The 26,787-nt window shown below is 64.5% G+C and carries 27 protein-coding genes; 9 read left to right on the forward strand and 18 right to left on the reverse strand.

What is annotated here, in order from left to right; all coding sequences use genetic code 11:
• Nucleotides 1-67: 67 nt before the first annotated feature.
• Both EHH60_RS09450 and EHH60_RS09455 read right to left on the reverse strand, forming a co-directional pair.
• The gene (locus tag EHH60_RS09450; protein WP_124159198.1) at nucleotides 68-436 is read right to left on the reverse strand and encodes a CsbD family protein; all 369 of its coding nucleotides are present in this window, start codon (nucleotides 434-436) and stop codon (nucleotides 68-70) included.
• Between the two features lie 60 nt (nucleotides 437-496).
• Nucleotides 497-1,234, reverse strand: coding sequence for an SDR family NAD(P)-dependent oxidoreductase (locus EHH60_RS09455; RefSeq protein WP_124159199.1), 738 nt, complete (start codon nucleotides 1,232-1,234; stop codon nucleotides 497-499).
• A gap of 96 nt (nucleotides 1,235-1,330) precedes the next feature.
• Between EHH60_RS09455 and EHH60_RS09460 the strand changes: the two genes are divergently transcribed.
• Together EHH60_RS09460 and EHH60_RS09465 are read left to right on the forward strand one after the other, a co-directional pair.
• Nucleotides 1,331-2,110 (forward strand): SDR family NAD(P)-dependent oxidoreductase, encoded by a 780-nt coding sequence (locus tag EHH60_RS09460; protein ID WP_194389919.1) that lies wholly within the window; start codon nucleotides 1,331-1,333, stop codon nucleotides 2,108-2,110.
• Nucleotides 2,111-2,208: 98 nt separating this feature from the next.
• A complete protein-coding gene (locus EHH60_RS09465; protein WP_124159200.1) occupies nucleotides 2,209-3,096 on the forward strand; it encodes a TauD/TfdA dioxygenase family protein in 888 nt (295 codons plus the stop codon).
• A gap of 71 nt (nucleotides 3,097-3,167) precedes the next feature.
• On the opposite strand, the gene EHH60_RS09470 is transcribed toward EHH60_RS09465, so the two are convergent.
• Nucleotides 3,168-3,812 carry a YqgE/AlgH family protein gene (locus EHH60_RS09470; RefSeq protein ID WP_124159201.1) on the reverse strand — a complete coding sequence of 215 codons (645 nt, stop codon included), beginning with the start codon at nucleotides 3,810-3,812 and terminating at the stop codon, nucleotides 3,168-3,170.
• A 142-nt stretch (nucleotides 3,813-3,954) separates the two neighbouring features.
• On the opposite strand from EHH60_RS09470, the gene EHH60_RS09475 reads away from it, so the two are divergent.
• The 3 genes from EHH60_RS09475 to EHH60_RS09485 all read left to right on the forward strand — a co-directional run bounded on the left by EHH60_RS09475 (nucleotide 3,955) and on the right by EHH60_RS09485 (nucleotide 7,256).
• On the forward strand, nucleotides 3,955-4,794 hold the full coding sequence (locus EHH60_RS09475) for a protein-disulfide reductase DsbD domain-containing protein (protein WP_124159202.1): 840 nt from the start codon (nucleotides 3,955-3,957) through the stop codon (nucleotides 4,792-4,794).
• 80 nt (nucleotides 4,795-4,874) lie between these two features.
• Nucleotides 4,875-6,242, forward strand: a complete 1,368-nt coding sequence (locus tag EHH60_RS09480) for a flippase (protein WP_199751378.1) — start codon at nucleotides 4,875-4,877, stop codon at nucleotides 6,240-6,242.
• Nucleotides 6,243-6,431: 189 nt separating this feature from the next.
• Complete coding sequence (locus EHH60_RS09485) at nucleotides 6,432-7,256, forward strand: sulfite exporter TauE/SafE family protein (RefSeq protein WP_124159204.1); 825 nt, start codon at nucleotides 6,432-6,434, stop codon at nucleotides 7,254-7,256.
• Nucleotides 7,257-7,389: 133 nt separating this feature from the next.
• Here the strand turns inward: EHH60_RS09485 and EHH60_RS09490 are convergent, their stop codons facing one another.
• The 12 genes from EHH60_RS09490 to cysG all read right to left on the reverse strand — a co-directional run bounded on the left by EHH60_RS09490 (nucleotide 7,390) and on the right by cysG (nucleotide 18,700).
• Nucleotides 7,390-8,178: a 3-hydroxybutyrate dehydrogenase gene (locus EHH60_RS09490; RefSeq protein ID WP_124159205.1), complete on the reverse strand. Its 789-nt coding sequence runs from the start codon at nucleotides 8,176-8,178 to the stop codon at nucleotides 7,390-7,392.
• A 1-nt stretch (nucleotide 8,179) separates the two neighbouring features.
• Entirely contained in the window at nucleotides 8,180-9,355 is a 1,176-nt protein-coding gene (locus tag EHH60_RS09495; protein ID WP_124159206.1) for a DUF3734 domain-containing protein, read from the reverse strand.
• Nucleotides 9,356-9,432: 77 nt separating this feature from the next.
• A complete protein-coding gene (locus EHH60_RS09500) occupies nucleotides 9,433-9,936 on the reverse strand; it encodes a CAP domain-containing protein (RefSeq protein ID WP_124159207.1) in 504 nt (167 codons plus the stop codon).
• A gap of 206 nt (nucleotides 9,937-10,142) precedes the next feature.
• Nucleotides 10,143-11,177, reverse strand: coding sequence for a sulfate/molybdate ABC transporter ATP-binding protein (locus EHH60_RS09505; protein ID WP_124159208.1), 1,035 nt, complete (start codon nucleotides 11,175-11,177; stop codon nucleotides 10,143-10,145).
• Complete coding sequence (gene cysW, locus EHH60_RS09510; RefSeq protein WP_124159209.1) at nucleotides 11,167-12,078, reverse strand: sulfate ABC transporter permease subunit CysW; 912 nt, start codon at nucleotides 12,076-12,078, stop codon at nucleotides 11,167-11,169. Before cysW ends, EHH60_RS09505 begins: the two co-directional genes overlap by 11 nt.
• 9 nt (nucleotides 12,079-12,087) lie before the next feature.
• Nucleotides 12,088-12,924 carry a sulfate ABC transporter permease subunit CysT gene (gene cysT, locus EHH60_RS09515; protein WP_199751379.1) on the reverse strand — a complete coding sequence of 279 codons (837 nt, stop codon included), beginning with the start codon at nucleotides 12,922-12,924 and terminating at the stop codon, nucleotides 12,088-12,090.
• Nucleotides 12,925-12,961: 37 nt separating this feature from the next.
• A complete protein-coding gene (locus tag EHH60_RS09520; protein WP_124159211.1) occupies nucleotides 12,962-13,963 on the reverse strand; it encodes a sulfate ABC transporter substrate-binding protein in 1,002 nt (333 codons plus the stop codon).
• Nucleotides 13,964-14,070: 107 nt separating this feature from the next.
• Complete coding sequence (locus EHH60_RS09525; protein WP_124159212.1) at nucleotides 14,071-14,796, reverse strand: phosphoadenylyl-sulfate reductase; 726 nt, start codon at nucleotides 14,794-14,796, stop codon at nucleotides 14,071-14,073.
• Complete coding sequence (locus EHH60_RS09530) at nucleotides 14,793-15,308, reverse strand: DUF934 domain-containing protein (protein ID WP_124159213.1); 516 nt, start codon at nucleotides 15,306-15,308, stop codon at nucleotides 14,793-14,795. Before EHH60_RS09530 ends, EHH60_RS09525 begins: the two co-directional genes overlap by 4 nt.
• Nucleotides 15,295-16,950: a nitrite/sulfite reductase gene (locus EHH60_RS09535; protein WP_124159214.1), complete on the reverse strand. Its 1,656-nt coding sequence runs from the start codon at nucleotides 16,948-16,950 to the stop codon at nucleotides 15,295-15,297. Before EHH60_RS09535 ends, EHH60_RS09530 begins: the two co-directional genes overlap by 14 nt.
• Nucleotides 16,951-16,961: 11 nt before the next feature.
• Nucleotides 16,962-17,279: a DUF2849 domain-containing protein gene (locus EHH60_RS09540; protein WP_124159215.1), complete on the reverse strand. Its 318-nt coding sequence runs from the start codon at nucleotides 17,277-17,279 to the stop codon at nucleotides 16,962-16,964.
• On the reverse strand, nucleotides 17,276-18,700 hold the full coding sequence (cysG, locus tag EHH60_RS09545; RefSeq protein WP_124159216.1) for a siroheme synthase CysG: 1,425 nt from the start codon (nucleotides 18,698-18,700) through the stop codon (nucleotides 17,276-17,278). Before cysG ends, EHH60_RS09540 begins: the two co-directional genes overlap by 4 nt.
• Nucleotides 18,701-18,944: 244 nt before the next feature.
• On the opposite strand from cysG, the gene cysD reads away from it, so the two are divergent.
• The 4 genes from cysD (at nucleotide 18,945) to EHH60_RS09565 (ending at nucleotide 24,638) form a co-directional block, all read left to right on the forward strand.
• On the forward strand, nucleotides 18,945-19,739 hold the full coding sequence (gene cysD / locus EHH60_RS09550; protein ID WP_124159472.1) for a sulfate adenylyltransferase subunit CysD: 795 nt from the start codon (nucleotides 18,945-18,947) through the stop codon (nucleotides 19,737-19,739).
• A gap of 22 nt (nucleotides 19,740-19,761) precedes the next feature.
• Nucleotides 19,762-21,678 carry an adenylyl-sulfate kinase gene (cysC, locus tag EHH60_RS09555; RefSeq protein WP_124159217.1) on the forward strand — a complete coding sequence of 639 codons (1,917 nt, stop codon included), beginning with the start codon at nucleotides 19,762-19,764 and terminating at the stop codon, nucleotides 21,676-21,678.
• A 401-nt stretch (nucleotides 21,679-22,079) separates the two neighbouring features.
• Nucleotides 22,080-24,245, forward strand: a complete 2,166-nt coding sequence (locus EHH60_RS09560) for a malate synthase G (protein ID WP_124159218.1) — start codon at nucleotides 22,080-22,082, stop codon at nucleotides 24,243-24,245.
• 192 nt (nucleotides 24,246-24,437) lie between these two features.
• Nucleotides 24,438-24,638, forward strand: coding sequence for a CsbD family protein (locus tag EHH60_RS09565; protein ID WP_024340516.1), 201 nt, complete (start codon nucleotides 24,438-24,440; stop codon nucleotides 24,636-24,638).
• Nucleotides 24,639-24,865: 227 nt separating this feature from the next.
• Here EHH60_RS09565 and EHH60_RS09575 read toward each other — a convergent pair whose 3' ends face one another.
• The 3 genes from EHH60_RS09575 to EHH60_RS09585 all read right to left on the reverse strand — a co-directional run bounded on the left by EHH60_RS09575 (nucleotide 24,866) and on the right by EHH60_RS09585 (nucleotide 26,719).
• Entirely contained in the window at nucleotides 24,866-25,021 is a 156-nt protein-coding gene (locus EHH60_RS09575) for a Thivi_2564 family membrane protein (protein ID WP_008546817.1), read from the reverse strand.
• Nucleotides 25,022-25,266: 245 nt separating this feature from the next.
• Nucleotides 25,267-25,917, reverse strand: a complete 651-nt coding sequence (locus EHH60_RS09580) for a DUF2865 domain-containing protein (RefSeq protein ID WP_124159219.1) — start codon at nucleotides 25,915-25,917, stop codon at nucleotides 25,267-25,269.
• A 16-nt stretch (nucleotides 25,918-25,933) separates the two neighbouring features.
• The gene (locus tag EHH60_RS09585) at nucleotides 25,934-26,719 is read right to left on the reverse strand and encodes a L,D-transpeptidase (RefSeq protein ID WP_124159220.1); all 786 of its coding nucleotides are present in this window, start codon (nucleotides 26,717-26,719) and stop codon (nucleotides 25,934-25,936) included.
• Between the last annotated feature and the right edge of the window lie 68 nt (nucleotides 26,720-26,787).

Raw genomic sequence — 26,787 nt, forward strand, 5'->3', positions numbered from 1 at the left:
CCGGTGAAGGAATTCCGGGCTCGCACTGGAAGGTGCGAGCCCGGAATGACGTGGCATTGGCTCGGCCCTAGTAGCGCCAGCGCGGCGGCGGGCGGCGGGCCGGCCGCGACATCAGGAGCGCCAGCGCGAAACCGATGCCGCCGGCGACCAGCAGCGCGCCGAGCGGGTTGTCCTGCACTTTCTGCGCGATTGCCTTCGAGCCGTCGCGAAAAGTGTCGCCACTGTTCTCGTAGGCGTCCTTGGCATAGCTTGCGGCGGTGTCCGTGGCGTCACGCACTGCATCCTTGGCCTGGCCGTAGAGATTCTGCACCGTGCCCGCGGCCTCTCGCGCCTTGCCCGACGCCTGCGTCTTCGCATCGCCTGCCATGTCTCCGACCGCGCCTTCCGCGCGTCCGGCATATTCCTTGGCCGATCCAACAATCCGATCCGTATCCATGATGCTCCTCCTCGGGGGTCAGCCCAAGTAACCGATCAGAAGCAGTGCAGTTCCACGTGATCAGAGAATGAGACCGCCATCGACGACCAGCGTCTGGCCGATGATGTAGGACGACAGCGGCGAAGCCAGGAACAGCGCCGCGCCCGCCATGTCGGCCGGCGTGCCCAATCGCCGCAGCGGGATGCGCGCGAGCGCGCCTTCGAGCCGCTTCGGATTGTCGGTCGTCACCTTCGTCATCTTGGTGTCGACGAGCCCGGGCGCGATGCCGTTGACGCGAATGCCGTCCTCGGCCCAGGCCTCGCCCAGCGTCCGCGTCAATCCGACCGCACCGGTCTTTGACGCATTGTAGGCGGGATTGCCCATGGTGGAATGATAGGCGGCGGTCGAGGACACGATGATCAGCGAACCCTTGGAATCCCGCAACATGGAATGAAAGCGCGTCGCGCAGGCCATCAGGCTCATCAGGTTGACCTCGACCACCTTGCGAAAGCCAGCCATCTCGAACTCGCCGCGGCGATAGAGCACCGCGCCCTGCGCGAGCACGAGTACGTCGAGCCTGTCGAAGGAGGGCTTGAAGGCCTCGACCGCTCCGGCATTGCCGACGTCGAGCTGTGCATAGGCGAGGCCCGTGAGATCGGAGCCTTCCTCGATGGAATATTCCGCAGCCCGAGCACGCGTGCCGCAAACCGCGACATGTGCGCCTCTCGTGCGAAAAGCCTGCGCGATGCCGTTGCCGATGCCGCTGGAACCGCCGACCACCAGCACTTGCCTGCCTGAGAAATCGAGCTCGTTCGCCATCGCGGCCTCCCCTTTGTCTTGCTTGTTTGACCTGTCTGCGGATCGATGCCAGCCTTGTCAATCACAACAAGAACAAGCACGGCGTGAGGAAACAGCATGTCCGACTCCAGGGAGCTCAGCCGGTCCGTGAAGGGCCTGACCGTTCTCGTCACCGGCGCAGCCAGCGGCATGGGACGCGCGACCGCGCGCGTGTTCGCCGCCGAGGGCGCGAACGTGGCCGTCACGGATTTCGACGAGCAAGGTGCGCATGCTGTCGCCAGGGAAATTGCGGCGAGCGGCGGCTCAGCAAGGGCGTGGAAGCTCGACGTTGCCGACGGCGGCGAGATCAAGCGTGTGGTCGGCGATGTCGCCGCACATTTCGGGGCCATCGACATCGTCGTCAACAATGCCGGCATCTCCGTGCGTGTCGCGATCGACGACGAGGCCTATGAGGACGCCTGGGCCAGGGGCATCGCCGTGATGCTGACGGCGCATCCGCGCATCATCCGCGCTGCGCTGCCCCATTTGCGCAAGTCGAAGAGCCCGCGCATCGTCAACATCGCCTCGACCGAGGCGCTCGGGGCCACCGCATTGCACAGCCCATATTCGGCAGCGAAAGGTGGCGTTGCGAGCCTCACCCGCTCGCTGGCGGTGGAGCTCGGCCGCGAGGGCATCACCGTCAACTGCATCTGCCCCGGGCCGATCCGCACCGCCATCACCGACCGCATCTCCGAGGAGCACAAGACCATCTACGCCAAGCGCCGCACCGCACTCGGCCGTTATGGCGACCCCGAGGAGGTCGCGCATATGACGCTGAGCCTGTGCCTGCCGGCAGCGTCGTTCCTCACTGGCGCGGTGATCCCGGTCGATGGCGGCCTGATGGCGCGCAACGCGTGAGAGCCATGCGCTCGAAGCGTTGACAACGACTGACGCGGGAGTAGCTTTTTCGTCAACAGAGCGGGAACAACCGCTCGAGACCCGCGGGAGAGAACGTCATGACGATCGCCATCCGGCAGCTTCAGAAGCATTTTGTCGGCGAGGTTTCCGGCCTCGACTTGCGAAAGCCTCTCACACCGGATGAAGCGCGCCAGGTCGAGGCGGCCATGGACAAATATGCGGTTCTGGTTTTCCACGACCAGGACATCACCGACGAGCAGCAGATGGCTTTCGCGCTGAATTTCGGCCGGCGCGAGGACGCGCGGGGCGGCACCGTGACCAAGGAGAAGGACTACCGGCTGCAATCCGGCTTGAACGACGTCTCCAATCTCGGCAAGGACGGCAAGCCGCTTGCGAAGGACAGCCGCACGCATCTGTTCAACCTCGGCAACTGCCTCTGGCACTCCGACAGCTCGTTCCGTCCCATCCCGGCGAAATTCTCGCTGCTGTCGGCGCGCGTGGTGAACCCGAAGGGCGGCAACACCGAATTCGCCGACATGCGCGCGGCCTATGACGCACTCGACGACGAGACCAAGGCGGAGATCGAGGACCTCGTCTGCGAGCACTCGCTGATGTATTCGCGGGGATCGCTCGGCTTCACCGAGTACACCGACGAAGAGAAGGAGATGTTCAAGCCGGTGCTGCAACGGTTGGTGCGGACCCATCCCGTCCATCGCCGCAAATCACTGTATCTCTCATCGCATGCCGGCAAGGTCGTCGGCATGAGCGTGCCCGAGGGCCGCTTGCTGCTGCGCGACCTGAACGAGCATGCGACGCAGCCGGAATTCGTTTATGTCCACAAATGGAAGCTGCATGACCTCGTGATGTGGGACAACCGCCAAACCATGCACCGCGTCCGCCGCTACGACCAGTCCCAGCCCCGCGACATGCGCCGGGCGACGGTGGCGGGGACTGAGCCGACGGTGCAGCAGCAGGCGGCGGAGTAGGCGCGTCTTATTCCGCTGTCGTCCCCGCCTTCGGGCACGACAGCGGAGGGTTTGCGACAGCAGCACTGACGCTACGCGTGTCCGGCCTCGTTCGAGAGCATGCCGGGATCGATGCCGATCTTCTGCAAGGCGCGGTTGTACTTGTCGTCGACGTCGTCGCCGAAAATCAGATCGGCATCCGCATCGCAATGCAGCCAGCCGTTGCTCTGGATCTCCGTCTCGAGCTGTCCCGGTGCCCAGCCGGCATAGCCGAGCGCGAGGATGGCGTGCTTGGGACCGGAGCCGTGGGCGATCGCGCGCAGGATGTCGACGGTCGCGGTGAGGCAGACGCCGTCATCGATCCGCAGCGTCGCGTTCTCGATGTAGAAGTCGCTGGAATGCAGCACGAAGCCGCGGCCGGTGTCGACCGGTCCGCCCCGCAGCACCTTCATGCTTTCGGCATTCTCCGGCAGCTTGATGTGCTCGCCCTTCCTGATGATGCCGAGCTGCTGCAACAGCTCGGGGAAGTCGATGCTGCCGGCGGGGTGGTTCACGATGATGCCCATCGCTCCCTCGGCCGAATGGGCGCAGAGATAGATTACCGACCGCTCGAACCGGGAATCGCCCATCACGGGCATCGCAATCAGGAGCCGGCCGTCGAGATAACCGGCCGAATTGGGCAGTGCGGGGCCCGAGCTGCGGGTGCCTTCGCCCGTCCTCTTGCCTGTGGGAGCCATCGGTGAAGCACTCCGGTTTCAATTCCTATCCTGATGTCGGGCCGGGCGGCTGTCAAATCAAGCCTTGCTCTGACTTGATTCAAGTGCATCCATCACAAGCAATTCAATGGTTTGCCCTGGGCCGACCCTGTAAAGACGTGCCATGCTCACAAGAGTTCCCCTGCGTGCGGCGATTGGCGTCGCGACAACCTTGCTTGCGTCCTCATTGGCCATCGTAGCACGTGCCGATGACGCTTCGCCGTGGCAGCGCGACGGACATTCCGCGGTGCGGCTGCTGGCGGGATCGCGCAGCGGCGCGGTCCTGCTTGGCGGTATCGCGTTCCAGCTCCAGCCCGGCTGGAAGACCTATTGGCGCACACCGGGCGATTCCGGCGTTCCACCGCGGTTCGACTTCTCGAAGTCCGAGAATGTCGAGGCGGTGACGATCATGTGGCCGGCGCCGCTGAAATTCGACGACGGCGCGGGCGGCCATTCGATCGGCTACCACAACCAGATCGTGCTGCCCTTGCGCATCGTCGCCAAGGCGGCCGACAAGCCCGTGACCTTGCGCGCAGAGATCAATTACGCGGTCTGCGAGAAGCTCTGCATTCCGGTCGAGGCCAGCGCCGAGCTCGGCTTCAACAGCGTCGCCTCGACCGAGGATGCGAACTTGCGTGCCGCGCTCGACACCGTGCCCAAGCCCGCCAATATCGGCGACCCCAATCCGCTGACCATCCGCGACGTCAAGCGCGACGGGCCCAAGAGTGTTGTGGTCGACGTGGTGACGCCGGACAGCCGCAACGTCAATCTGTTCGTGGAAGGGCCGACGCCCGATTGGGCGCTGCCGATTCCGGCGCCGGTGCCGCACGGCCCGCCTGGGGTGATGCGGTTTTCTTTCGAGCTCGACGGGCTGCCGCCGGGCGCCAAGCCGGATGGCGCGGCGCTGAAGTTCACGCTGGTCGGGCCTGACAAGGCGTACGAGTTCAATACGAATCTGAACTAGCGTCCACCCAACCGAATCTTAACGAATGGTTGCTAGTCCCCTGGCATGCCGCAGCTTGCGGCTGCTTGGGACTGTTCGACGTGGCCGTGATGGACGCACAACCCGCAACGACCGCATGGGCCGGGCTGATCGCGCGGCTGCGGGCCAAGCTGACGGGCGGATCGAGCGAGGCGTCGCTGACGCGGCGGCTCGCCGGCACCATCTTCATCATCCGCGTGATCAGCGCGGGTCTCGCCTATGTCTCGCAGGTTCTGCTTGCGCGCTGGATGGGCACGTCCGACTACGGCGTCTATGTCTCTGTCTGGACCTGGGTGCTGCTGCTCGGCAGCATGATGGATTTTGGAATCTCTGCCTCCGCGCAGAAGATCATCCCGGAGTACCGCACCAGCGGCGAGCAGGCGCTGCTGCGCGGCTTTCTCTCCGGCAGCCGCTGGCTGACCTTTGCCGTGTCCACGCTGGTGTCGCTCGGCCTTGCCGGCATCGTCAAATTGCTATCGCCCTGGATCGATCCGGCCGAGGAACTGCCGCTCTATATCGGCTGCATGACGCTCCCTGCTTTCGTCGTCGCCAACACCCAGGACGGCATCGCACGCTCGCATGACTGGATGCAGCTCGGATTGATGCCGCAATTCATCATCCGCCAGGCGCTGATCATCGGCCTCACGGCCGCGGCATTCCTGCTCGGCTATCATCTCGGCGCGGTCGCCGCGATGGTCGCGAGCGCAGGTGCGGTGTGGATCGCGATGACCGGGCAGATGCTGGCGCTCAACCGCAAGCTCGCCGATCACATCGAGCCGGGACCAAAAGCCTATGACGTCAAGGGCTGGCTCGCCATCTCATTGCCGATCCTGCTGGTCGAGAGCTTTTACCTGCTGCTCTCCTACACCGACGTGCTGGTGCTGCAGCAATTCCGCCCCTCGGACGAGGTCGGCGTCTATTTCGCCGTGGTGAAGACGCTGGCGCTGGTCTCGTTCATCCACTACGCGATGTCGGCCACGACGGCGCATCGATTTGCGGAATACAATGCGCTCGGCGACAAGACGCGCCTTTCGGCCTATGTGGCGCATGCCATCAACTGGACGTTCTGGCCGTCGCTGGCCGCGACCATCGTGCTGCTCGCGCTCGGCAAGCCGTTGCTGTGGCTGTTCGGGCCGCAATTCGTGGTCGGCTACGACATCATGTTCGTCGCAGCGATCGGGCTGGTGGTGCGCTCCGCGATTGGGCCGGTGGAGCGCCTGCTCAACATGCTCGGGCAGCAGAAGATCTGCGCGCTGGCCTATGCGCTGGCCTTCGTGATGAACCTCGTGCTCTGCGTTGCGCTGGTGCCGCGCTATGGCGGCCACGGCGCCGCGGCCGCAACCTCGATCTCGCTCAGCTTCGAGACGGTGCTGCTGTTCTGGATCGTGCGGCAGCGGCTCGGCCTGCACGTACTGGCGTTCGGCAAATAGGCCGCCGCGGCCTGCGCCGTCGTTGGGGAACGCCTATTCCGTGACAAGCCCGGGCTCGAAGCAAAACGACTTGCCCACCAGCGGCCGGCAGCACAATCTTTCTTATTCCATCCAAGTGGTTGCGCCCCAGGGAAAATTTATTCTACGTCATATTGCCCAACCGATGAGATCAACCTAACATTCCCTGAGATGCTTGATCCACTTTACGTCGCCTCCGGATTCGCCGTCGGCCTGCTCGTCGGCATGACCGGCGTCGGCGGCGGCTCGTTGATGACGCCGCTGCTGATCCTCTTGTTCGGCGTCCACCCTTCCACCGCGGTCGGCACCGACCTGCTTTATGCCGCTGCCACCAAGACCGGCGGCAGTGTGGTGCATGGCTGGTCGCGCAGCGTGCACTGGCCGGCGGTGCTGCGGCTCGCCTGCGGCAGCATTCCTGCCAGCGCGGTGACGCTGCTGGTGCTGTGGAAGCTCGACCTCAAGAGCGATGCCGAGCGCAGCCTGGTCAATCTGGTGCTGTGCTTTGCGCTGCTGCTGACTGCGACCTCGCTGATTTTTCGCAAGTCGATCATGGACCGCTATCGCAAGCGCCTCCAGCAAGTCGACGCGCGCACCACTTTGATTGCGACCGTGATCACCGGCGTCGTGCTGGGCGTGCTGGTCTCGATCTCCTCGGTCGGCGCTGGCGCGGTCGGCGTCACCGTGCTGCTGCTGCTCTATCCGCGCCTGCCGATGGCGGCCATCGTCGGCTCCGACATCGCCCATGCAGTGCCGCTGACACTGGTTGCCGGTATCGGGCATTGGGCGCTCGGTGACGTCGACTGGGCCCTGATGGGCGTGCTGCTGCTGGGCTCGCTGCCCGGCATCATCGTCGGCAGCTTCAGCGCGACGCGCGTGCCCGAGACGGTGCTGCGCCTGACGCTCGCCTGCGTCCTGTTCGTGGTCGTCGGCAGGATCATCTTCGCGGAACTGAACCTGTCGTCGGCCATCGTCACGGCTCTGGCCTGGAGCCATTGAGCGGAAAGCCGGCGCCTCGATCTCGGCTTCGCAGGGCGGGCAACGCGAAGCGTGCCCACCGCACTTGCTCGATCGAAGCATGGGTAGGCACGGCGCAACCGCGCCTTTGCTACGGTTCTACGCAGTTGAACGTTTATTCTGCCGTCCAGCCGCCATCGATCGAGAGATTGGTGCCGGTGATCTGGGCTGCATCGTCGCTGCACAGGAACAGCGCGAGCGCTGCGACCTGCTCGGAGGTGACGAACTCCTTGGTCGGCTGCGCATCGAGCAGCACGTCATTGATGACCTGCTCGCGTGTCAGGTTGCGCGCCTTCATCGTGTCGGGGATCTGCTTCTCGACCAGCGGCGTCCAGACATATCCCGGGCTGATGCAGTTGCAGGTGATCTTGTGGGTCGCGACTTCCAGCGCCACGGTCTTGGTGAGGCCGGCGATACCGTGCTTGGCCGAGACGTAGGCCGACTTGAACGGCGAGGCGACCAGGGAATGCGCGGACGCCGTGTTGATGATGCGGCCCCAGCCCTTCTTCTTCATGCCGGGAACGGCGGCACGAATGGCATGAAAGGCCGAGGACAGGTTGATAGCGATGATCTGGTCCCACTTCTCGACCGGGAATTCCTCGATCGGCGAGACGAACTGGATGCCGGCATTGTTGACGAGGATGTCGACCGACCCGAACGTCTTCTCGCCGAGCGCGATCATGCCGGCGATCTCGGCGGGCTTGGTCATGTCGGCAGACGAGTAGATCGCCTTGACCTTGAAGTCGGACTCGATCTTGGCGCGTTCCTTCTCGATGTCCTCCGGTGAGCCGAAGCCGTTGATGACGACATTGGCACCGGCGGCGGCGAAGGCGCGCGCATAGGCCAGCCCGATGCCGCTGGTCGACCCGGTCACGACGGCGTTCTTGCCTGACAGACTACCCATTCTATTCGCTCCTTTTTGCCGGGGGCGCGGTGACGTCCCCCGTGAGATCGTAGGTCACCATGGTCTCGCCGGACTGCGGCCGTTCGAGCCAATCCCTGTGCCGCATCGACAAATGCACGTCGCGGACGCCGGCTTCCCAATGCTCGACCATGGCAACATGCGAGAAGTCGTAATCTTTTGACGAGGATTCGTAGTTCTTGCTGCGGTAGATCAGATGCACCACCGTGACGGTGCTTTCGCGCGACACTTTCGCCAGGAATTCGACGGAAGGATCGTTCTTGAGATAGTCCGGCAATTTGCTGATCAGGTCCCGCACGGCACGCCGCGCATTGTGCAGCTGCTTGTTCTTATCGGTATTCATCCGCGTGCGGCTGGAATAGCGGATGTCTTTCTCGCGCTCGGCCGCTTCCAGCAGCGAGTTCGGCAGGTCCCCGCGCGCGGAGAACAGATCGACCTGGAAGATCAGCATGTCGCGTTCGACCTCGGCATCGAGCACGTAGTCGAGCGGGGTGTTGGAAGCGATGCCACCGTCCCAGTAATGTTCGCCGTCGATCATCACGGAGGGAAAGCCGGGCGGCAGCGCGCCGGAGGCCATGATGTGCTCGGGGCCAATGGTCTTGCCGAGCTTCTTGAACTCGTAATTGTCGAAATATTTGAAGTTGCCCGAGGTGACGCCGACCGCACCGACCGACAGGCGCGTCTTCAGATCGTTGATGCGGTCGAAATCGACGAGACGCTCCAGTGTCTTCTTCAGCGGCGAGGTGTCGTAATAGCTTTCCGCTTCGGGATGCCCCGGCGGCCAGAGCGGCGCCGGCGGAATGCGCGGCGTGAAAAAGCCGGGCACGCCGAAGGTCGCAATCAGCGCAGCACTGGTCGAATTGAACAGCTCGCGGCTGTGGTCGCTCTTGCCGATCGGCTTCCACGGTACCGGCGCGGAGACCATCTCCCAGAACTCCTTGAGCCGCTTGACGCGCGTCTGGCCCTCATTGCCGGCGATGATGGCAGCATTGACCGCGCCAATGGAGATGCCGGCCACCCATTCCGGCTCGAAGCCGTAGCCGCACAGCGCCTGATAGGCCCCGGCCTGGTAGGAGCCGAGCGCGCCGCCGCCCTGGAGAACCAGGACCGGTTGCGCATTCGTCGGAACTGTTGCGATTTCCGGACTATGATCGGTCATAAGGGAACAATAGCAAAAGGCCGGCCACCGTGGCGATACTCCGCCGCGGCGTCAATGCTTCCCGGATCAAGTCTGGCTTATCGAGGCTCCGTCGAGGCCAGGATCATGGTCCAGAACACCTTGTATTTCGTGCCGGGAGCATAGCTCGCCGCGATGCCCAATTTTGTGACACCGCCCTTGAGCATGTTGGCGCGGTGAGGCGGCGAGTCGCGCCAGCCGGAAAACGCTTCCGCCAGCGTGTGATAGCCGGCCGAAATGTTCTCGACTGCCACGGTCGCGGGATAACCGCCGGCGGCGAGACGCTTGGCCAGCGGCGCGCGGACGTCGTGATCCATCTTGTTCGCGGCCGCCATCGCGCCCGACTGGGACTCGGCGAGCCGCATCAGGTCGGGATCGATCACGACGGTGCCGAGCCCGTTGTTCTGGCGGTATTGCGAGATCATCACCGCAGCCGCCTGCGCATCGAGCTTGGAGCCCGGAACCGCCATGTCGGCGTACATGGATGGCTGCTGGACCGGTGCTTCGTTGCCGGCACAGCCGGCGAGCAGCAAAGTGATGAGAATTGCGGCCGCAGCGCGCATGTTTACAGGCCCCCAAATGAGGGGGCGTTGTTGCATACCAACCGTGGCTGAAAGGTGAATTTTGAGGAAAATCGTAGCTGTCATTCCGGGGCGCGCGTCAGCGCGAACTATGGTGCGCAATCGCGCACCTGAGAATCTCGCGCCTCAATCTCGGGATTCCGGGTTCGATGCTCCGCATCGCCCCGGAATGACTGTGCTGGCCTGTGCTAGCCCGCAAATATCCGGTAGCGGCGAGGCTCCAATCCGATCGTGTCGCCGACGCGCAGTTCCTTGTCACGGGGGGCGTCGATCTCGATGGTCTTGCCGCCCGAGAGCGTGACCTCGGCGCGCTGTACGGGGCCGAAATTGCGGACATGCCGGACCGCGCCCTCGAAGGCGCCGCTGCCGGGCGGGCCGACCAACATGTCATGTCGCCGCACGAACAGCTTTGACGCGCCAGGCGCAAGCCCGTCCGCCGCGAGGGCGAGCGGCCGGCCGTCGAGCCTGACGGCGCCGCCCTCGACCTGGACCGGCAGCTCGATGGACTCACCGATGAAGCCATGGACAAACGCGCTCGCCGGGCTCTCGTAGACGTCATCGGGCGAGCCGATCTGCTCGATCCTGCCCTTGTCCATCACCACGACGCGGTTGGCGACTTCCAGCGCCTCCTCCTGGTCATGGGTGACGAAGATCGAGGTGACGTGGATTTCGTGATGCAGCGAACGCAGCCATTTGCGCAGCTCTTTCCTCACCTTGGCATCGAGCGCGCCGAACGGCTCGTCGAGCAGCAGGATGCGCGGCTCGATCGCGAGCGCGCGGGCGAGCGCGATGCGCTGGCGCTGGCCGCCGGAAAGCTGGCTCGGGTAGCGATCGGCGAGCCAATCAAGCTGTACGAGATCGAGCAATTCCTTGACCCGGATACGGATCGCCGCCTCGTCCTTGCGGACCGCGCGCGGCTGCACGCGCAGGCCGAAGGCGACGTTCTCGAACACCGTCATGTGTCGGAACAGCGCATAATGCTGGAACACGAAGCCGACGTGACGCTCTCGCGCGCCTTGCGCCAGTGCGTCCTCGCCATTGATGAAGACCTCGCCGGAATCAGGCCAGTCGAGCCCCGCGACGATCCGCAGCAGCGTGGTTTTGCCCGACCCGGACGGACCGAGCAGCGCCACCAACTCGCCGCTGTCGACCTTGAGATCGACGCCGTCAAGTGCCTTGAAGCTGCCGAACGACTTGACGAGATTTCTGACTTCAATGGTCACTTGGCTCTTGTCCTTCGTCCAGATGACGTTCGAGAACGGTCTTCACAATGAGCGTGATCAGCGCCAGCATCGCCAGCAGCGAGGCGATCGCGAAGGCGGCGACGAACTGGTACTCGTTGTAGAGAATCTCGACAAGGAGCGGCATGGTATTGGTCTCGCCGCGGATGTGGCCGGAGACGACCGAGACAGCGCCGAACTCGCCCATGGCGCGGGCGTTGCAGAGCAGGACACCGTAGAGCACCCCCCATTTGATGTTGGGCAGCGTGACGCGGAAGAAGGTCTGGAGGCCCGAGGCGCCCAGCGAGATCGCGGCCTCCTCCTCCTGCGTGCCCTGCTCCTGCATCAGGGGGATCAGTGCACGGGCCACGAAGGGAAAGGTGACGAAGGTGGTGGCGAGCGCAATGCCGGGCACCGCGAACAGGATCTGGATGTCGTGGTCGCGCAGCCAGCTGCCGAAATAGCCCTGGGCACCGAACAGCAGCACGAAGACGAGACCCGAAATCACCGGGCTGACCGAGAACGGCAGGTCGATCAGCGTGATCAGGAACGTCTTGCCCGGAAAATCGAACTTGGCGATGGCCCAGGCAGCGACGAGGCCGAACACAAGATTGAGGCCGACTGAGATCGCTGCGACCAGAAGTGTCAGCCTGATTGCAGCCAGTGCCTCCGGCTCGGCCAGTGCGGCGAGATAGGCCAAGACGCCTCTCGAAAACGCCTGCGCAAACACGACGACGAGCGGCAGCACGACGAAAACGGTGAGAAAGAGCATCGCCAGCGCGATGATGACGATGCGCACCGCGCGCGGTTCGGTACGCAAATTGTCCCGCGCTGCCGCCGCCTGCGCACGCGCCTTGGCGTCGGAGGCCGAGAGCGGTATGGAATCTGCGATCTGCATCGTCATGATCCGCCCTCACCGCGCCGGAATCCGGCTCTGCGCCCAGCGCTGGAGCCGGTTGACGGCAAAGATGATCACGAACGACACGACCAGCATGACCACCGCGATCGCCGTCGCATCGGCATAGCGGAATTCGGAGAGCCGGATCACGATCAGGAGCGGCGCGATCTCCGAGACATTGGGCAGATTGCCGGCGATGAAGATCACGGAGCCGTATTCGCCGACGGCCCGGGCGAAGGCGAGCGCGAGGCCGGTAAGCAGCGCCGGTGCGAGCGACGGCAGGATCACGCGGAAGATGGTCTGCCAGCGGCTAGCGCCAAGGCTTCCCGCGGCCTCCTCGATCTCGGGGTCGAGATCCTGGAGCACCGGCTGCACCGTGCGAACCACGAAGGGAATACCGATGAAGATCATCGCGACGAAGATGCCGACTGGCGTGAACGCGACCTTGAGGCCGAGCGCGGCAAGCGGCGCGCCCAGCCAGCCCTTCTCGGCGAATAGCGCGGTCAGCGCCACGCCGGCCACCGCGGTCGGGAGCGCGAAGGGCACGTCGACGATGGCGTCGAACAGCCGCCGGCCCGGAAAACGGTAGCGCACCAGCGCCCAGACGATGATGCTGCCCATGACGAGATTGACGCAGGCCGCCGCAAAGGCGAGGCCGAACGAGACGCGGAGCGCGTTCAGCGTGCGGCGGCTGGAAAGGATGTTCCAGAACTGCTCGGGGCTTAGTTCGAGCGATTTCAGGAACAGGCCGGCGAGCGGAATCAGGATGATCACGGACAGCCAGGTCAGCGTCAGTCCCATGGTGAGACCGAAGCCCGGCAATGTCCGGCGTCGTGCTGCAACTGCGCTCACCAGGCCCCCTGCAAAAGCCTCTTAAGACAGCGCCTGATCAATTCTTGTAGATCTGATCAAAGACGCCGCCGTCGGCAAAATGTTCCCTCTGTGCCTTGGTCCAGCCGCCGAAAACGTCGTCGATCGTGAACAGCTCGACCTTGGCGAAGGCATTTTCATACTTCTTGGCAATTTCGGCGTCGCGCGGACGGTAGAAATTGCGCGCGGCGATCTCCTGCCCCTCCTTGGTGTACCAATATTGGAGGTAGGCGTCGGCGGCGTTGCGGGTGCCTTTCTTGTCGGCAACCTTGTCCACGATCGCGACCGGCGGCTCGGCGAGGATCGATTGTGGCGGCGCCACGATCTCGAACTTGTTCGCGCCGAACTCCTTCAAAGCGAGGTGCGCCTCATTCTCCCAGGCGAGCAGCACGTCGCCGACGCCGCGCTCGACGAAGGTCACGGTGGCGCCCCGCGCGCCGGTATCGAGCACCGGGACCTGCTGATAAAGCTTGCCGATGAAATCCTTGGCCTTGTCGGCCGAGCCGAACTTCTTCTGCGCAAAGCCCCAGGCTGCAAGATAATTCCAGCGCGCCCCGCCCGATGTCTTCGGGTTCGGCGTGATCACCGCGACGCCCGACTTGATCAAATCGTCCCAATCCTTGATGCCCTTGGGATTGCCCTTGCGCACCAGGAACACGATGGTCGAGGTATAGGGGGACGAATTCTGCGGCAGGCGCTTCTGCCAGTCCGCCGCGGTCAGTCCCTTGTTCGCGATCGCGTCGATGTCATAGGCGAGTGCGAGCGTCACCACGTCGGCCTGCAATCCGTCGATCACCGCGCGCGCCTGCGAACCGCTGCCGCCATGCGACTGCTTGATCTCGATGCTCTTGCCGGTCTCCTTCCGATAGGCATTCGCGAATGCCCTGTTGAACTCCACATAGAGCTCACGTGTCGGATCGTACGACACGTTCAAAAGGTTGATATCGGCGGCGACAGCCGAGCTTGCCCAGAGGAGTCCTGCAGCGAGCGGAACGATACGGCGCATCATGTCCATCTCCATTCACCTCGACGACATCGGCGTCATCGACGGCAGGCATAACTCGGGCGAAAGACGCTCAAGTCAACGGAACCGGATTTTCTTGTTCGCAGCGTGGCAGCACAACCGTGCTACGAAATCTTCATCGTGTGAATGCCGCATTCTGTCTTCGTCCGGCCCCGCCATCGGCCGGCGCGTGCGTCCTCGCCCTCGGCCGTTCTGCTCGTGCAAGGCATGCAGCCAACCGACAGAAATCTTGACGCAACCAGAGGATGCCGCGGCAGTTTGGCACGGGTGAAGATGGCCTCGATCTCCTCGCGCGAGACGTTGGCGAAGGGATTGAACTTCAACCGCGCGCCGTCGTCCTCGACGACGGGAATGTCTGCGCGCGCATTGCCCTGAAAACGCTTGCGGCCGTTGATCCAGGCCGAGAACGGCTTCAGCGCCCCCGCCAGCGGCTCGACTTTTCGGATGCGGCAGCAGGCGTCGGGATCGGAGAACCAGAGGTCGCGGTCGGGATCGGCGCGCGAGAGCGTCTCCTCGGCCGGCTTGACCGACCGGACGTCCTTCAGACCAAGCTTTGCGATCAGCATATCGCGATAGGCCAGCGTCTCCTCGAACAGCCAGCCGGTGTCGAGAAAGATCACCGGAATGGCGGGATCGACGTCCGCCATGACCTTCAGCAGCGTCGCCGATTCCGTGCCGAAGGACGATACCAGCGCGAGCTTGTCGCGCCCGACCGTCTTCAGCGCCGCGGCAATGATCTCGGCGGGCGAGGCATCGCGCAAGCTCCTATCGAGCTCGTCCGCCGAGGGCAACGCAGAGACCGTCGGAACCTGAGGCGCGATCGCGTTCACGTGCCAACGCCTTCGGAATGACGCAGCTGCATGCGCCGGTGCAGCGCCGTGATGCGGCCATCGCCGGTCGGCTGGTAGAACACCGAATAGCGCTTGGCCGTCTGCATGAAGGCTTCCGCGTCCGCCTGCTTCTTGACCTCGAAGGCGTCGAAGCCGGCGCGCAGCATGAACACGAACTGGTCGCGCAGCACCTGGCCGGTGGCGCGCAACTCGCCACGGTAATTGTAACGTTCTCGCAGCAGCCGTGCCTGGCTGTAGGCCCGCCCGTCGCGGAAGGTCGGGAACACCAGGGCGACGGCGGCGATCCTGCCGAGATACGGCACGAGTTCGGCGATGTCGCGATTGTTCGGCCAGATCACACCGACCTTGCCGGAGCGCTCGAGCAAGCCTTCGGCATCGCCAAGGAAACGCTCGGCCGGCACCAGAATGTCGCCGCGCTCGGGCAGCGGTGTATCGACGGCGAGCTTGACGAAGCCGTCGTCGACGATCTTTCCGCCGTTAACGAGTGGCATAGACGCGCTCCTTGAAAGGTTCGACGCCGAGGCGCTTCACCGTGTCCATGAAAAGCTCTTCGGGCCGCTCGCGCAGCGCCAGATAGGCTTCCACGATGTCCTCGACAACGTCTGCGACCTCGTCGAACTTGACGCCCGGCCCGATCAGAGTCCCGAGCGCGGCGTTCTCGTCGGCGCGGCCGCCGATGGTGATCTGGTAGACTTCCTCGCCGTTCTTCTCGACGCCGAGAATGCCGATATGGCCGACATGGTGATGCCCGCAGGCGTTGATGCACCCGGAGATGTTGATGTGGAGCCGGCCGATCAGATTGGCGAGCTCGTGGTTGGCGAAGCGCCGCGTCAGCTCCTGTGCGATCGGGATCGAACGCGCATTCGCCAGCGAGCAATAATCGAGCCCCGGGCAGGCGATGATGTCGGTGATCAGGTTGACGTTCGGTGTCGCCAGCCCGAGCTTGTCGAGCGCCTTCCACAGCGCCGGCAGGTCGCGCTTGGCGACATGCGGCAGCGCCAGGTTCTGCTCATGGCCGACGCGGATCTCGCCGAAGGAATATCTGTCGGCAAGATCGGCCAGCGCGTCCATCTGCTCGGCCGTGGCATCGCCCGGAGGCCCGCCGGTCGGCTTCAGCGAGATCGTGACGATCGAGTAGCCCTGAACCTTGTGCGGGGCCACCGAGTTCTTGCGCCATGCCTCGAAATCCGGATCGGCCGCGGCCTGCCGCAGTTCGTCGGGCATGTGCGGCAGCTTCTCGTAAGCCGGATAGGTGAAACGCGAGCGGATGTCCTCGATCACCTCGTCGTCGATCTGGAGCGAAGAGTTGCGGATGTGCTGCCACTCGTCCTCGACCTCGCGCGAGAACTTCTCGATGCCGAGCTCGTGCACCAGGATCTTGATGCGGGCCTTGTAGATGTTGTCGCGGCGGCCGTACTGATTGTAGACGCGTAAGATAGCCTCGATGTAGCTGAGGATATCGCGGCCGTGCACGAAGTGCTTGATGGTCTTAGCGATGAACGGCGTGCGGCCGAGACCGCCGCCGACCAGCACCTCAAAGCCGGTCTCGCCCTTCTCGTTCTTGATCAGGCGCAGGCCGATGTCGTGGATCTTGATCGCGGCGCGGTCGTGATCCGAGGCGGTGATCGCAATCTTGAACTTGCGCGGCAGGAACGAGAATTCCGGATGCAGCGTGGTGTGCTGGCGGATCAGCTCCGACCATATGCGGGGATCCTCTATCTCGCCGGGCGCGACGCCGGCCCACTGGTCCGAGGTGACGTTGCGCATGTTGTTGCCGGACGTCTGCATCGCATGGATGCCGACCTTGGCGAGGTCTTCGACCGCGTCCGGCAGCTCGGCAAGCTTGATCCAGTTGAACTGGATGTTCTGCCGGGTGGTGAAATGGCCGTAGCCGCGGTCGTATTTGCGCGCGACATGGGCGAGCGCCCGCAGCTGGTTGGTCGCCAGCGTGCCGTAGGGGATCGCGACGCGGAACATGTAGGCGTGCAGTTGCAGATAGACGCCGTTCTGAAGCCGCAGGATCTTGAACTCGTCCTCGGTGAGCTCGCCGGAAAGGCGGCGCTTCACCTGGTCGCGGAACTCCGAGACGCGCTCGTTGACGAGCGTGCGGTCGATTTCGTCGTAAGCGTACATAAGAGAATGCCTTAAACCTGGGCCGGCTGCCCGATGGTGACGCCGGTGCGGCGGATCTGTTCACGCAGATTGCCGGGCAGAATCTTGCCGTCCTCGCCGACCTGCACGGGCGCGATATAGGGACCGATGGCGCCGACGTCATCGGCCACGGCTTCCGCAAGCAACGCCCTGGCCTCGTCGGAGTTGCGCACGATCGCGGCTTCAGAGAGCTCCGCGGACCAGCCCTTGGCGGCGGTGCGGTAGACGACGATGCCGTCCCAGGTGCGGTTGGCGGTCACGATCGAAGGGCCGGCGATTTTGATCTTCTTCTGTTCAAGCGGGGAGGTCATTCGGCTGCATCCAGGAGGTCAGAGATGATTTGCTTGGGTGTCTGACGGCGAAGCGAGCCGGCATGCCGGACCACGTCGCCGATGATGAGGATGGCGGGACCACCTTGGGTCCGCCGCACGAGTTCGGGCAGGTCGCGCAGCGTGCCAACCGCGCCCTGCGCATCGGGCCGCGTGACGCGGGCGAACACGCCAACCGGCGTTTCCGGCGACCGGCCCGCGGCGAACAGGCCGGCGCGCACAGCCGGCGCCGCGGTCATGCCCATGTAGACCACGACGGTCATCTTGGTGTCGGTCAGCGTCGACCAATCCACGTTCTCGGCATCGCGCGCCTTGTGCGCGGTCAGGAAGGTGATGCGGGTCGCTTCATGACGGTAGGTGAGCGGCACCTCGAAGTCGGCGGCGCCGCCGAGCCCCGCGGTGATGCCGGGGATGATCGAAAAGGCGATGCCGGCGGCGCGCAGCGCTTCCACCTCTTCACCGCCACGGCCGAACACGAAGGGATCGCCGCCCTTCAGCCGCACCACACGCTGGCCGGCCTGCGCGGCTTCGATCATGCGCTTGTTGATGGCGTCCTGGCCGATGCCGGGCTTGCCGACACGACGGCCGACCGGCACGCGCGTGGTGTCGCGGCGGATGCGGTCGAGAATCTCGGACGAGACCAGCTCGTCATGGAAGACGATGTCCGCATCCTGCAACGCGCGCAGCGCCTTGATGGTGAGAAGGTCAGGATCGCCGGGGCCGGCGCCGACCAGCGCGACCGAGCCTTCCGGCTTGTCGGCGCGCGCGAATCCGGAGGGATCGGAGATAGCCTTGAGCGATGCGTCCGCTTCGCCCTTGCGGCCGGCGAGCACGGCGGCGCCGATCGGACCGTCGATGACGCGCTCCCAGAAGCGGCGGCGCAGTGGAAATTCGGCAATGCGCTCGTTGATGGACTTGCGGAATCCGCCGATGAATTCGGCAAGCTCGCCCATGCGGGCCGGCAGCAGCGCCTCGATCTTCTCGCGCACGCGCCGCGCCACCACCGGCGAGGTCCCGCCGGTGCCGACCGCGACCACGACATCGCCGCGGTCGACGATCGCCGGGAAGATGAAGCTGGAGTGCTCGAGGTCGTCCATGACGTTGACGGGCAGGCCGAGCGCCTTCGCCCGGACGGACATCGCGACGCCGACGTCGCCGGCACCCGCGCAGACAATGGCGATGACACCCGAGAGATCGGCGGTGAGCGGATCCCCGCCCGCGATTTCAACGCGCGCCGCGTCCTCGCAGCTGAGGCCAAAATCCTGATTGCCGTCGATCGCATGCACGCGGATGCGCGCGCCGGCAGCGGCGAGCACGCGCAGCTTGGCGCGCAAGAGCTCGCCCGCGCCGATGAGGACCACCGGACCGGCCTTGAGATCGAGAAACACCGGCAAGAACCGCATGCGCTACTCGCTTCCCCACAAACGGGGTTGACTGGAATTATTTTCTATATATGTCTCGTTCCGAGCGCGCAAAGAGAAAATTTTTTCTTCTCTTCCGCAGTGCAACTATAGAATTTTCGCCTCCAAACGCAAAGTGGCAGAGATGCATCTTCTCAAGGACGATTCCGCTGCTGATCGACTGAGCAATCCGGCGCTGGCTGAGCGCGTGCGCGCGCAAGAATTTGCTGCCGAACTTGCCCCGAGCATGGACCATCTCGACCAGCTCGAAGCGCAGAGCGTCTACATCTTCCGTGAGGCCTTTGCCCGGCTGAAGAAGATCGCCCTGCTGTGGTCGCTGGGCAAGGACTCCAACGTCATGATCTGGTTGGCGCGGAAAGCGTTCTTCGGCAAGATGCCGTTTCCCGCCCTTCACGTCGATACCGGCAAGAAGTTTCCGGAGATGTATCGCTTCCGCGATCACTACAGCAAGGAGTGGGATCTCGATTTGCGCGTCGAGCCGTGCCCGCCGATCGATGCCGTCGACCCGACGCTGCCGCCGGCCGCGCGCTCCGCCGCGCGCAAGACCGAAGGCCTCAAGATGGCGCTCGCCAAGTACGGCTTTGACGGTCTGATCGCCGGCATCCGCCGCGACGAGGAGGCAACGCGCGCCAAGGAGCGCGTGTTCTCGCCGCGCGGCCTGGAGGGCAATTGGGACGTGCGTGACCAGCCGCCGGAGTTCTGGGATCACTTCAATGCGTCGCCGCCGCAAGGCGCGCATTTGCGCATCCATCCGATCCTGCATTGGACCGAGGCCGACATCTGGGCCTACACCAAGCGCGAGAACATCCCGATCATCCCGCTGTATCTCGCAAAGAACGGCAAGCGTTATCGCTCGCTGGGTGACCAGGACATCACCAATCCGGTTGCCTCGAATGCCTCAAACATCGACGAGATCCTGATCGAGCTCGAACAGACCAAGGTGCCGGAGCGCTCGGGGCGCGCGCTCGACCACGAGACCGAGGACGCTTTTGAGCGCCTGCGCGTCGCCGGCTATCTCTGACCTCAAGGACGCGAGCGCCCGCATGAACATGATCGTCACCCCGGCTTCGTCCGCCACTCCGAACGGCACCACGCGTCCCCAGGTGCGCATCGTCATCGTCGGCCATGTCGACCACGGCAAGTCGACGCTGGTCGGCCGCCTCCTGCATGAGACCGGCAGCCTGCCCGAGGGCAAGCTCGAAATGCTGAAAGCCGTCAGCGCGCGCCGCGGCATGCCGTTCGAATGGTCGTTCCTGCTCGACGCGCTCCAGACCGAGCGCGACCAGGGCATCACCATCGACACCACGCAGATCCGCTTCCGCACCAATTCGCGCGACATCGTGCTGATCGACGCGCCCGGCCACGCCGAGTTCCTGCGCAACATGATCACCGGCGCCTCGCAGGCCGACGGCGCGGTGCTGATCATCGACGCGCTCGAGGGCGTGCGCGACCAGACCAGGCGGCACGGCTATCTCCTGCATCTGCTCGGCGTGAAGCAGGTCGCAGTCGTCGTCAACAAGATGGACCGCGTCGATTTTTCGGACCTGCGCTTCAAGGACATCAGCGACGAGATCTCCGCGCATCTCAGCGGCCTCGGCGTGACGCCGACGGCTGTGATCCCGATCTCCGCGCGCGACGGCGACGGCGTCGCCGGGCGAACCGACCGGATCGGCTGGTACAAAGGGCCGACCGTGGTCGAGGCGCTCGACCGGCTCGAGCCGGCACGGGCGCTGGAAGCGCTGGCGTTGCGGCTGCCGGTGCAGGCGATCTACAAGTTCGACGACCGGCGCATTGTCGCCGGCCGCATCGAATCCGGCAGCCTGCTTGCCGGCGACGAGATCGTGATCATGCCGGCCGGCAAGATTGCCCGGATCAAGACCGTCGAGAGCTGGCCGGTGACACCGGTGGCTGGACGGCAGGGCGCCGGCCGCTCGGTCGGCATCACGCTCGACCGCGAGCTGTTCATCGAGCGCGGCGACATCATCGCGCATGCAGACAGCGCGCCACGCGAAACGCGCCGGCTGCGCGCACGCATCTTCTGGCTGCACGACAAGCCGCTTGCCAAGGGTGACCAGATCCTGGTGCGCTGCGGGCCGAAGGAAAGCCGCGCCACCGTGGTGGCGATCGAGAAGGCGGTCGATCCGGGCGAGCTCTCGAGCACCGAGAACAAGGCGATCGCCCGCAACCATGTCGGCGAGATCGACATTTCGCTGTCGAATCCGATCGCCACCGATCCCTACACCGAGAACCCCCGCACCGGCCGTCTCGTGATCGAGGTCGCGGGGCGCATCGCCGGCGGCGGCCTGGTGCTGTCGGTCGATGCCGGCCAGCGTGCCGTGCCGGTCGACATCGTGCCGGTGGAATCGGCGCTGCGTAGCGACGAGCGCTCGGCCCGCTACCGCCACAATGGCGCCGTGGTCTGGCTCACCGGCCTGCCGGCCTCCGGCAAGTCGACGCTGGCGCGGGCGCTGGAGCGGCGTCTCTTCACCAATGGCGGCTCGCCGATCCTGCTCGACGGCGACACGCTGCGCGCCGGGCTCAACAGCGATCTCGGCTTCTCCGCCACTGATCGCAGCGAGAATATCCGCCGCCTCGCCGAGGTCGCGACGCATCTCGCCCGCAACGGCCACATCGCCATCGTCGCCGCGGTCTCGCCCGCGCGCGAGGACCGCGCAGCCGCGCGCCGCATTGCCGATACCGCGTTCCGCGAGATCCACGTCGCGACACCGGCCGAGATCTGCGAGGAGCGCGATCCCAAGGGCCATTACAAGAAGGCTCGCGCCGGCGCGCTCGCCTCGTTCACCGGCATCGGCAACGACTACGAGAAGCCCGAGGCGGCGGAGCTCGTGATCGACACGTCGAGGCGAACGGTCGCGGAGGCGGCCGACGAGATCGAGCGCATGCTGAAGACGACCGGCGTGCTGTTCGACGAGGTCGTGGACCTCGCGGCGAATATTTGAGGCACGTGCATTCGTTGGTGCGCTCGCTGCCGCCAACACTGGCAGTGCGTTCCCTCCTCCCTTGCGGGGGAGGGTTAGGGAGAGGGGTCTACACGGGGACTCTCTCCATCAGCGCGAACTGATTTCACGCCGAACTCCGACACACCTTTTGCTGGGCCACCCCTCTCCCCCGCCCTCCGGGGCAGGGAGCGCAGTAGCGCGCGTGGCACGAAGTTGGGCTCAAACTTGTAAAACGCGCTGCGTCCCTCCCTCTCCTTGACATTTTGACAACCCCCTGGGGGTCTTCTCACGGCCTTGATTTTGGGGCTAATAGGCCCCGAAAGTCGCCCTGCGTGGGCGCATTTTGCTGCTGACGGGTCAAAAGCAGCCAAAAACAGCCATTTCCAACAAGAAAGCCCATCATGAAACGCGTCGACGCCCACGGATTGAAGATCGCCCCTGTTCTGTTTGACTTCATCGCCAAGGAAGCGGCCCCGAAAACCGGGATCGCGCCGGATGCGTTCTGGGCCGGGCTTGCCGCCATCATCAAGGAAATGGGGCCGAAGAACCGGTCGCTGCTCGCATTCCGCGACACGCTTCAGGCCAAGATCGACGACTGGCATCGTGCCAACAAGGGCAAGGGGTTCGACCTCGCCGCCTATACCGCCTTCCTCAAGGAGATCGGCTATCTCGTCCCGGAGCCGGCGACTCAGAAGGTCGAGACGGCCAATGTCGACGAGGAGATTGGCCGGATCTGCGGCCCGCAGCTCGTCGTGCCCCTCACCAATGCACGCTATGCGCTGAACGCGGCGAACGCACGCTGGGGCTCGCTCTATGACGCGTTCTACGGCACCGACGCGATTCCTCACGACGCTGCCGAGAGCGGCAAGGGCTACAACAAGGCGCGCGGCGACAAGGTGATCGCCAAGGCCAAGGCGTTTCTCGATGCCGCCGTCCCGCTCGCGACCGGCAGCCACACCGACGTCACCGCCTACAGCGTCGTCGCGGGCCAGCTCGCGGTGAAGCTGAAGAGCGGCAACGCCACCGCACTGAAGAACGCCGCACAGTTCGCCGGCTTCCAGGGCGATGCGGCGGCGCCGAGCGCGGTGCTGCTCGTCAACAACGGCCTGCATATCGAGGTCAAGATCGACCGCAGCAGCGCGATCGGCAAGGACGATCCGGCCGGCGTCGCCGACATGATCATGGAGGCCGCGGTCTCCACCATTCTCGACATGGAGGACTCGGTCGCCGCGGTCGATGCCGAGGACAAGGTGCTGGTCTACCGCAACACGCTCGGCCTGATGAACGGCACGCTGTCAGCCGATTTCGAGAAGGGCGGCAAGACGCTGACGCGCTCGCTCAACCCCGATCGCAGCTACAAGACCCCGGACGGCACGGGCGAGCTCAAGCTGCACGGCCGCAGCCTGCTGTTGATGCGCAATTGCGGTCACCACATGTTCACCGACGCCGTGCTGGACGAGAAGGGCGAGGAAGTCCCGGAAGGCCTGCTCGATGCCGCCGTGTCCGGCCTTCTCGCCATTCACGACCTCAAGGGCCTCTCCAAGTTCAAGAACAGCCGCACGGGATCTGCCTATATCGTCAAGCCGAAGATGCACGGCCCCGACGAGGTGTCGCTGACCTGCGAGATCTTCGACCGCGTCGAGAAGATGCTGGGCCTGCCCGAGAACACGCTCAAGGTCGGCATCATGGACGAGGAGCGGCGCACCACCGTCAACCTCAAGGCCTGCATCCAGCGCGCCTCCAAGCGCATCATGTTCATCAACACCGGCTTCCTCGACCGCACCGGCGACGAGATCCACACCTCGATGGAAGCGGGCCCGATGATCCGCAAGAACGAGATGAAGGCGCAGGCCTGGATCAAGGCCTATGAGGACTGGAACGTCGACATGGGCCTGACCTGTGGCCTGCCCGGCCACGCCCAGATCGGCAAGGGCATGTGGGCTGCGCCCGACAAGATGGCGGACATGCTGGCGCAGAAGCTCGGCCATCCGCAGGCGGGCGCCACCACCGCCTGGGTGCCCTCCCCGACCGCGGCGACGCTGCACGCACTGCACTACCACCAGGTCAACGTCATCGCGCGCCAGCAGGAACTCACCAAGGGCGGCCCGCGCGCGAAGCTGTCGGACATCCTCACCATCCCGGTGTCGAAGTCGAACTGGGCGCCAGATGACGTCAAGCAGGAGATCGACAACAATTGCCAGGGCATCCTCGGCTACGTCGTGCGCTGGATCGACCAGGGCGTCGGCTGCTCCAAGGTGCCCGACATCCACGATGTCGGCCTGATGGAAGACCGCGCCACCTTGCGCATCTCCAGCCAGCATCTCGCCAACTGGCTGCACCAGGGTGTGATCACCGAGGCGCAGGTGATGGAATCGCTGAAGCGCATGGCCATCGTCGTCGACAAGCAGAACGCGGGCGATGCCATCTACAAGCCGATGGCGCCCGCCTTCGACGGCGTCGCCTTCAAGGCGGCCTGCGACCTCATCTTCAAAGGCCGCGAGCAGCCGAACGGCTACACCGAATACATCCTCACCGCCCGCCGCCGCGAGGCCAAGGCGCTGGGTTGAGAAGGCGCTGGGTTGAGAAGGCGCTTGGCTGAGAAGGTGCTTGGCCGAGCTGATCTGTTGAATATCAAGAGCCCCGGCCATCGCCGGGGCTTTTTGGTGCGCACTCGTATCGCGGACGAAACGTCGCGATACGGGGCGGAACCGGCTGCGCGAGCCTCGCGTTGTCTGGCCATCAACCCATGGGAGATGGTCATGGACTGGAATCGGATCGAAGGAAACTGGAAGCAGTTCAAGGGCTCGGCCAAGGAGAAGTGGGGCAAGCTCACCGACGACGACCTTCAACTGATCGAGGGCCGCCGCGAACAGCTCGAGGGCCGCCTGCAGGAACGTTATGGCAAGGCCAAGGACCAGGTTCGTCAGGACGTCGACGACTGGCTGAAAGGGCTGCACTAGAGCGTTTTCGAGCGAAGTGGACGCCGGTTCGCGTCAAGAAAACGCGTCAAGACAGGAATCTAGAGCCCCCGTTCCGATTCCGTCGGAACGCGAAACGCAGCACCAGGAAGCCTCGGCTCAGGCCGGGGCTTTTGTTTCTGGAGATTCGCAACCCAGACGATGCGAAGCGAATCCGGCACTTGTCTCGATTGAGGCACGTCCCGGATTTCGCTTTCGCTGCGTCGGGGCTAGAACACTGCGAGATATTTCAGCAGCGACACGATGCCGATGATGATGACGATGACGCGCGCGATCTGCTTGGCGCGGCCATCCATCGGCAACATGTTGATGAGATAAAGTACGAGAATGACGACGAGAAAGGTAACGAGTACGCCCACCAGCATTGCAGGACCCCCTTGTGGCAAATTGCGCCGCCGTTCTTAACGCGCTGCACTCTAGTCGGTTCCATTTCAGCAACCCGCTGCAACCTCTCGCAGAATCCGTCGTCCTACGATCGGCCCGGCCGCCTATGATGTCATTTTTCCGACGAGATTGAGACCACCATCACAGTTGAGATCTGCGTGCGGTCGCGGCGAGCTTGCCCGGAGACCACTGTTGTTCGGCGACGGTCCCCTTCGATGCGGCGTCCCTACTCCTTCGCCACCACCGGGACCCGGCGGAATTTGGCGCGCACCGACTCCGGCAGTGGCGAGAAATTCATTGCGACGCCGTGGCGGTCGTTGGCGTTGCGGCTGGCGACCACGAGGCCGCCAGCGCCGGCGACGATATCGCCCTTGCGCAGGGTGGGGTCGTCCTCGACCTTGACCGATGCGAGACCTGCCGGATCCTTGCCGTTGCAGGTGCAGCCCGCGACGATCTCGTTGCGATACCGGAACGCGTTCGGCAGATTGGAGTAGGACTTTCCGTTCTCCGTCGTGGCGTCGTCGATATTGCTGCCGTAGACCAACGAGGTTTCGGAGGCCGGGCAGAAGCTCTTGCAGGACTGCGCCTTGCTTTCGGCATCGCTCCCTTGCGCGGGGAAATAGCGGCCGTCGCAGCCGCGCACGCAATAAGCCGTGCCGCCACCATAGGAGGCTCGCTGGCGCGGCGCATCGTAGCGCGGCATGTCGTCATGCGGGAAAGGCATCCGGATCTCGGGCGGTGGCCGCATCCGGAAGCCGCCGAACAACGCCGAGAAGAAATCCTCCGCGTGCGCCGACGGTACCGACGCCAGACCGGCGGAGACAACGACCAGGATCGCCGCACCACCGGCCACCTTGCCAACCAGGCGTCTGCTCATATGACCTCGCTCACTCCTAGTTCACGGCCGACGTCGTGATGTTCAACGCCTGCCTGCCCGAGGACAACGTCGTCACGGCCGGACGCTTGCGCACGGGCTCGCCGGCCCTGTCGCCTCCCCTGGCCATCAGCGGCGCGTTCTTCGGCAGCACCACGACCTTGGCACCGACATTGACCCGGTTGAACAGGTCGATGACGTCCTCGTTGGTCATGCGGATGCAGCCGGACGAGACGAATTTGCCGATTGTGGAGGGATCGTTGGTGCCATGGATGCGGTATTCGCTGGAGCCGAGATACATCGCGCGCGCGCCGAGCGGATTGCCGGGGCCGCCGGCGACGAAGCGCGGCAGATAGGGCTGGCGCGCGATCATTTGGGCTGGCGGATGCCAGTCCGGCCACTCGGCCTTCCGGCTGACGCTCTGCACGCCCGACCAGGTGAAGCCTTCCCGGCCGACGCCGACGCCATACCGAATCGCGCGGCCGTTGCCGAGCACGTAGTAGAGATAGGTATTGTTGGTATCGATGACGATGGTACCGGCGGGCTCGCTCCTGTCGAAGCTGACGATCTGCTTGCGAAGCCGGTCGGGCAACTGGGCGTCCTCGTCGGCGGGCTGCGGCGCCTCGTTGACGTCGCTCTGGGAGTAACCCTGGTCCTGCGGGTACGCCCGTGGCTGGAACGGTTCATAGCCGAACGTTTGCGCGCTCGCGCTGCCAAGGGACACTGCGAGCAGAGCGGTTGCGAAAGCGAAAGCGCCGACGGCGCGCGGCGAGAAGCTGCGACGGACTGCAAACAAGTTGGTCATGTGCTGCCCCGTTGGAAAGGTGCATCAGGGTGATGCGCTGCCGGACAAACTCCGCCGGCGGGATCGAA

Source organism: Bradyrhizobium sp. RP6 (assembly GCF_003837805.1).
In the GTDB taxonomy this organism is placed as follows: domain Bacteria; phylum Pseudomonadota; class Alphaproteobacteria; order Rhizobiales; family Xanthobacteraceae; genus Bradyrhizobium.

What these genes read in the sequence shown, in the direction of transcription:
- EHH60_RS09450 (WP_124159198.1), bottom strand. Translation starts at nt 436, where the DNA reads ATGGATACGGATCGGATTGTTGGATCGGCCAAGGAATATGCCGGACGC.
- EHH60_RS09455 (WP_124159199.1), bottom strand. Translation starts at nt 1,234, where the DNA reads ATGGCGAACGAGCTCGATTTCTCAGGCAGGCAAGTGCTGGTGGTCGGC.
- EHH60_RS09460 (WP_194389919.1), top strand. Translation starts at nt 1,331, where the DNA reads ATGTCCGACTCCAGGGAGCTCAGCCGGTCCGTGAAGGGCCTGACCGTT.
- EHH60_RS09465 (WP_124159200.1), top strand. Translation starts at nt 2,209, where the DNA reads ATGACGATCGCCATCCGGCAGCTTCAGAAGCATTTTGTCGGCGAGGTT.
- EHH60_RS09470 (WP_124159201.1), bottom strand. Translation starts at nt 3,812, where the DNA reads ATGGCTCCCACAGGCAAGAGGACGGGCGAAGGCACCCGCAGCTCGGGC.
- EHH60_RS09475 (WP_124159202.1), top strand. Translation starts at nt 3,955, where the DNA reads ATGCTCACAAGAGTTCCCCTGCGTGCGGCGATTGGCGTCGCGACAACC.
- EHH60_RS09485 (WP_124159204.1), top strand. Translation starts at nt 6,432, where the DNA reads ATGCTTGATCCACTTTACGTCGCCTCCGGATTCGCCGTCGGCCTGCTC.
- EHH60_RS09490 (WP_124159205.1), bottom strand. Translation starts at nt 8,178, where the DNA reads ATGGGTAGTCTGTCAGGCAAGAACGCCGTCGTGACCGGGTCGACCAGC.
- EHH60_RS09495 (WP_124159206.1), bottom strand. Translation starts at nt 9,355, where the DNA reads ATGACCGATCATAGTCCGGAAATCGCAACAGTTCCGACGAATGCGCAA.
- EHH60_RS09500 (WP_124159207.1), bottom strand. Translation starts at nt 9,936, where the DNA reads ATGCGCGCTGCGGCCGCAATTCTCATCACTTTGCTGCTCGCCGGCTGT.
- cysW (WP_124159209.1), bottom strand. Translation starts at nt 12,078, where the DNA reads ATGACGATGCAGATCGCAGATTCCATACCGCTCTCGGCCTCCGACGCC.
- EHH60_RS09520 (WP_124159211.1), bottom strand. Translation starts at nt 13,963, where the DNA reads ATGGAGATGGACATGATGCGCCGTATCGTTCCGCTCGCTGCAGGACTC.
- EHH60_RS09530 (WP_124159213.1), bottom strand. Translation starts at nt 15,308, where the DNA reads ATGCCACTCGTTAACGGCGGAAAGATCGTCGACGACGGCTTCGTCAAG.
- EHH60_RS09535 (WP_124159214.1), bottom strand. Translation starts at nt 16,950, where the DNA reads ATGTACGCTTACGACGAAATCGACCGCACGCTCGTCAACGAGCGCGTC.
- EHH60_RS09540 (WP_124159215.1), bottom strand. Translation starts at nt 17,279, where the DNA reads ATGACCTCCCCGCTTGAACAGAAGAAGATCAAAATCGCCGGCCCTTCG.
- cysG (WP_124159216.1), bottom strand. Translation starts at nt 18,700, where the DNA reads ATGCGGTTCTTGCCGGTGTTTCTCGATCTCAAGGCCGGTCCGGTGGTC.
- cysD (WP_124159472.1), top strand. Translation starts at nt 18,945, where the DNA reads ATGGACCATCTCGACCAGCTCGAAGCGCAGAGCGTCTACATCTTCCGT.
- cysC (WP_124159217.1), top strand. Translation starts at nt 19,762, where the DNA reads ATGAACATGATCGTCACCCCGGCTTCGTCCGCCACTCCGAACGGCACC.
- EHH60_RS09560 (WP_124159218.1), top strand. Translation starts at nt 22,080, where the DNA reads ATGAAACGCGTCGACGCCCACGGATTGAAGATCGCCCCTGTTCTGTTT.
- EHH60_RS09565 (WP_024340516.1), top strand. Translation starts at nt 24,438, where the DNA reads ATGGACTGGAATCGGATCGAAGGAAACTGGAAGCAGTTCAAGGGCTCG.
- EHH60_RS09575 (WP_008546817.1), bottom strand. Translation starts at nt 25,021, where the DNA reads ATGCTGGTGGGCGTACTCGTTACCTTTCTCGTCGTCATTCTCGTACTT.
- EHH60_RS09580 (WP_124159219.1), bottom strand. Translation starts at nt 25,917, where the DNA reads ATGAGCAGACGCCTGGTTGGCAAGGTGGCCGGTGGTGCGGCGATCCTG.
- EHH60_RS09585 (WP_124159220.1), bottom strand. Translation starts at nt 26,719, where the DNA reads ATGACCAACTTGTTTGCAGTCCGTCGCAGCTTCTCGCCGCGCGCCGTC.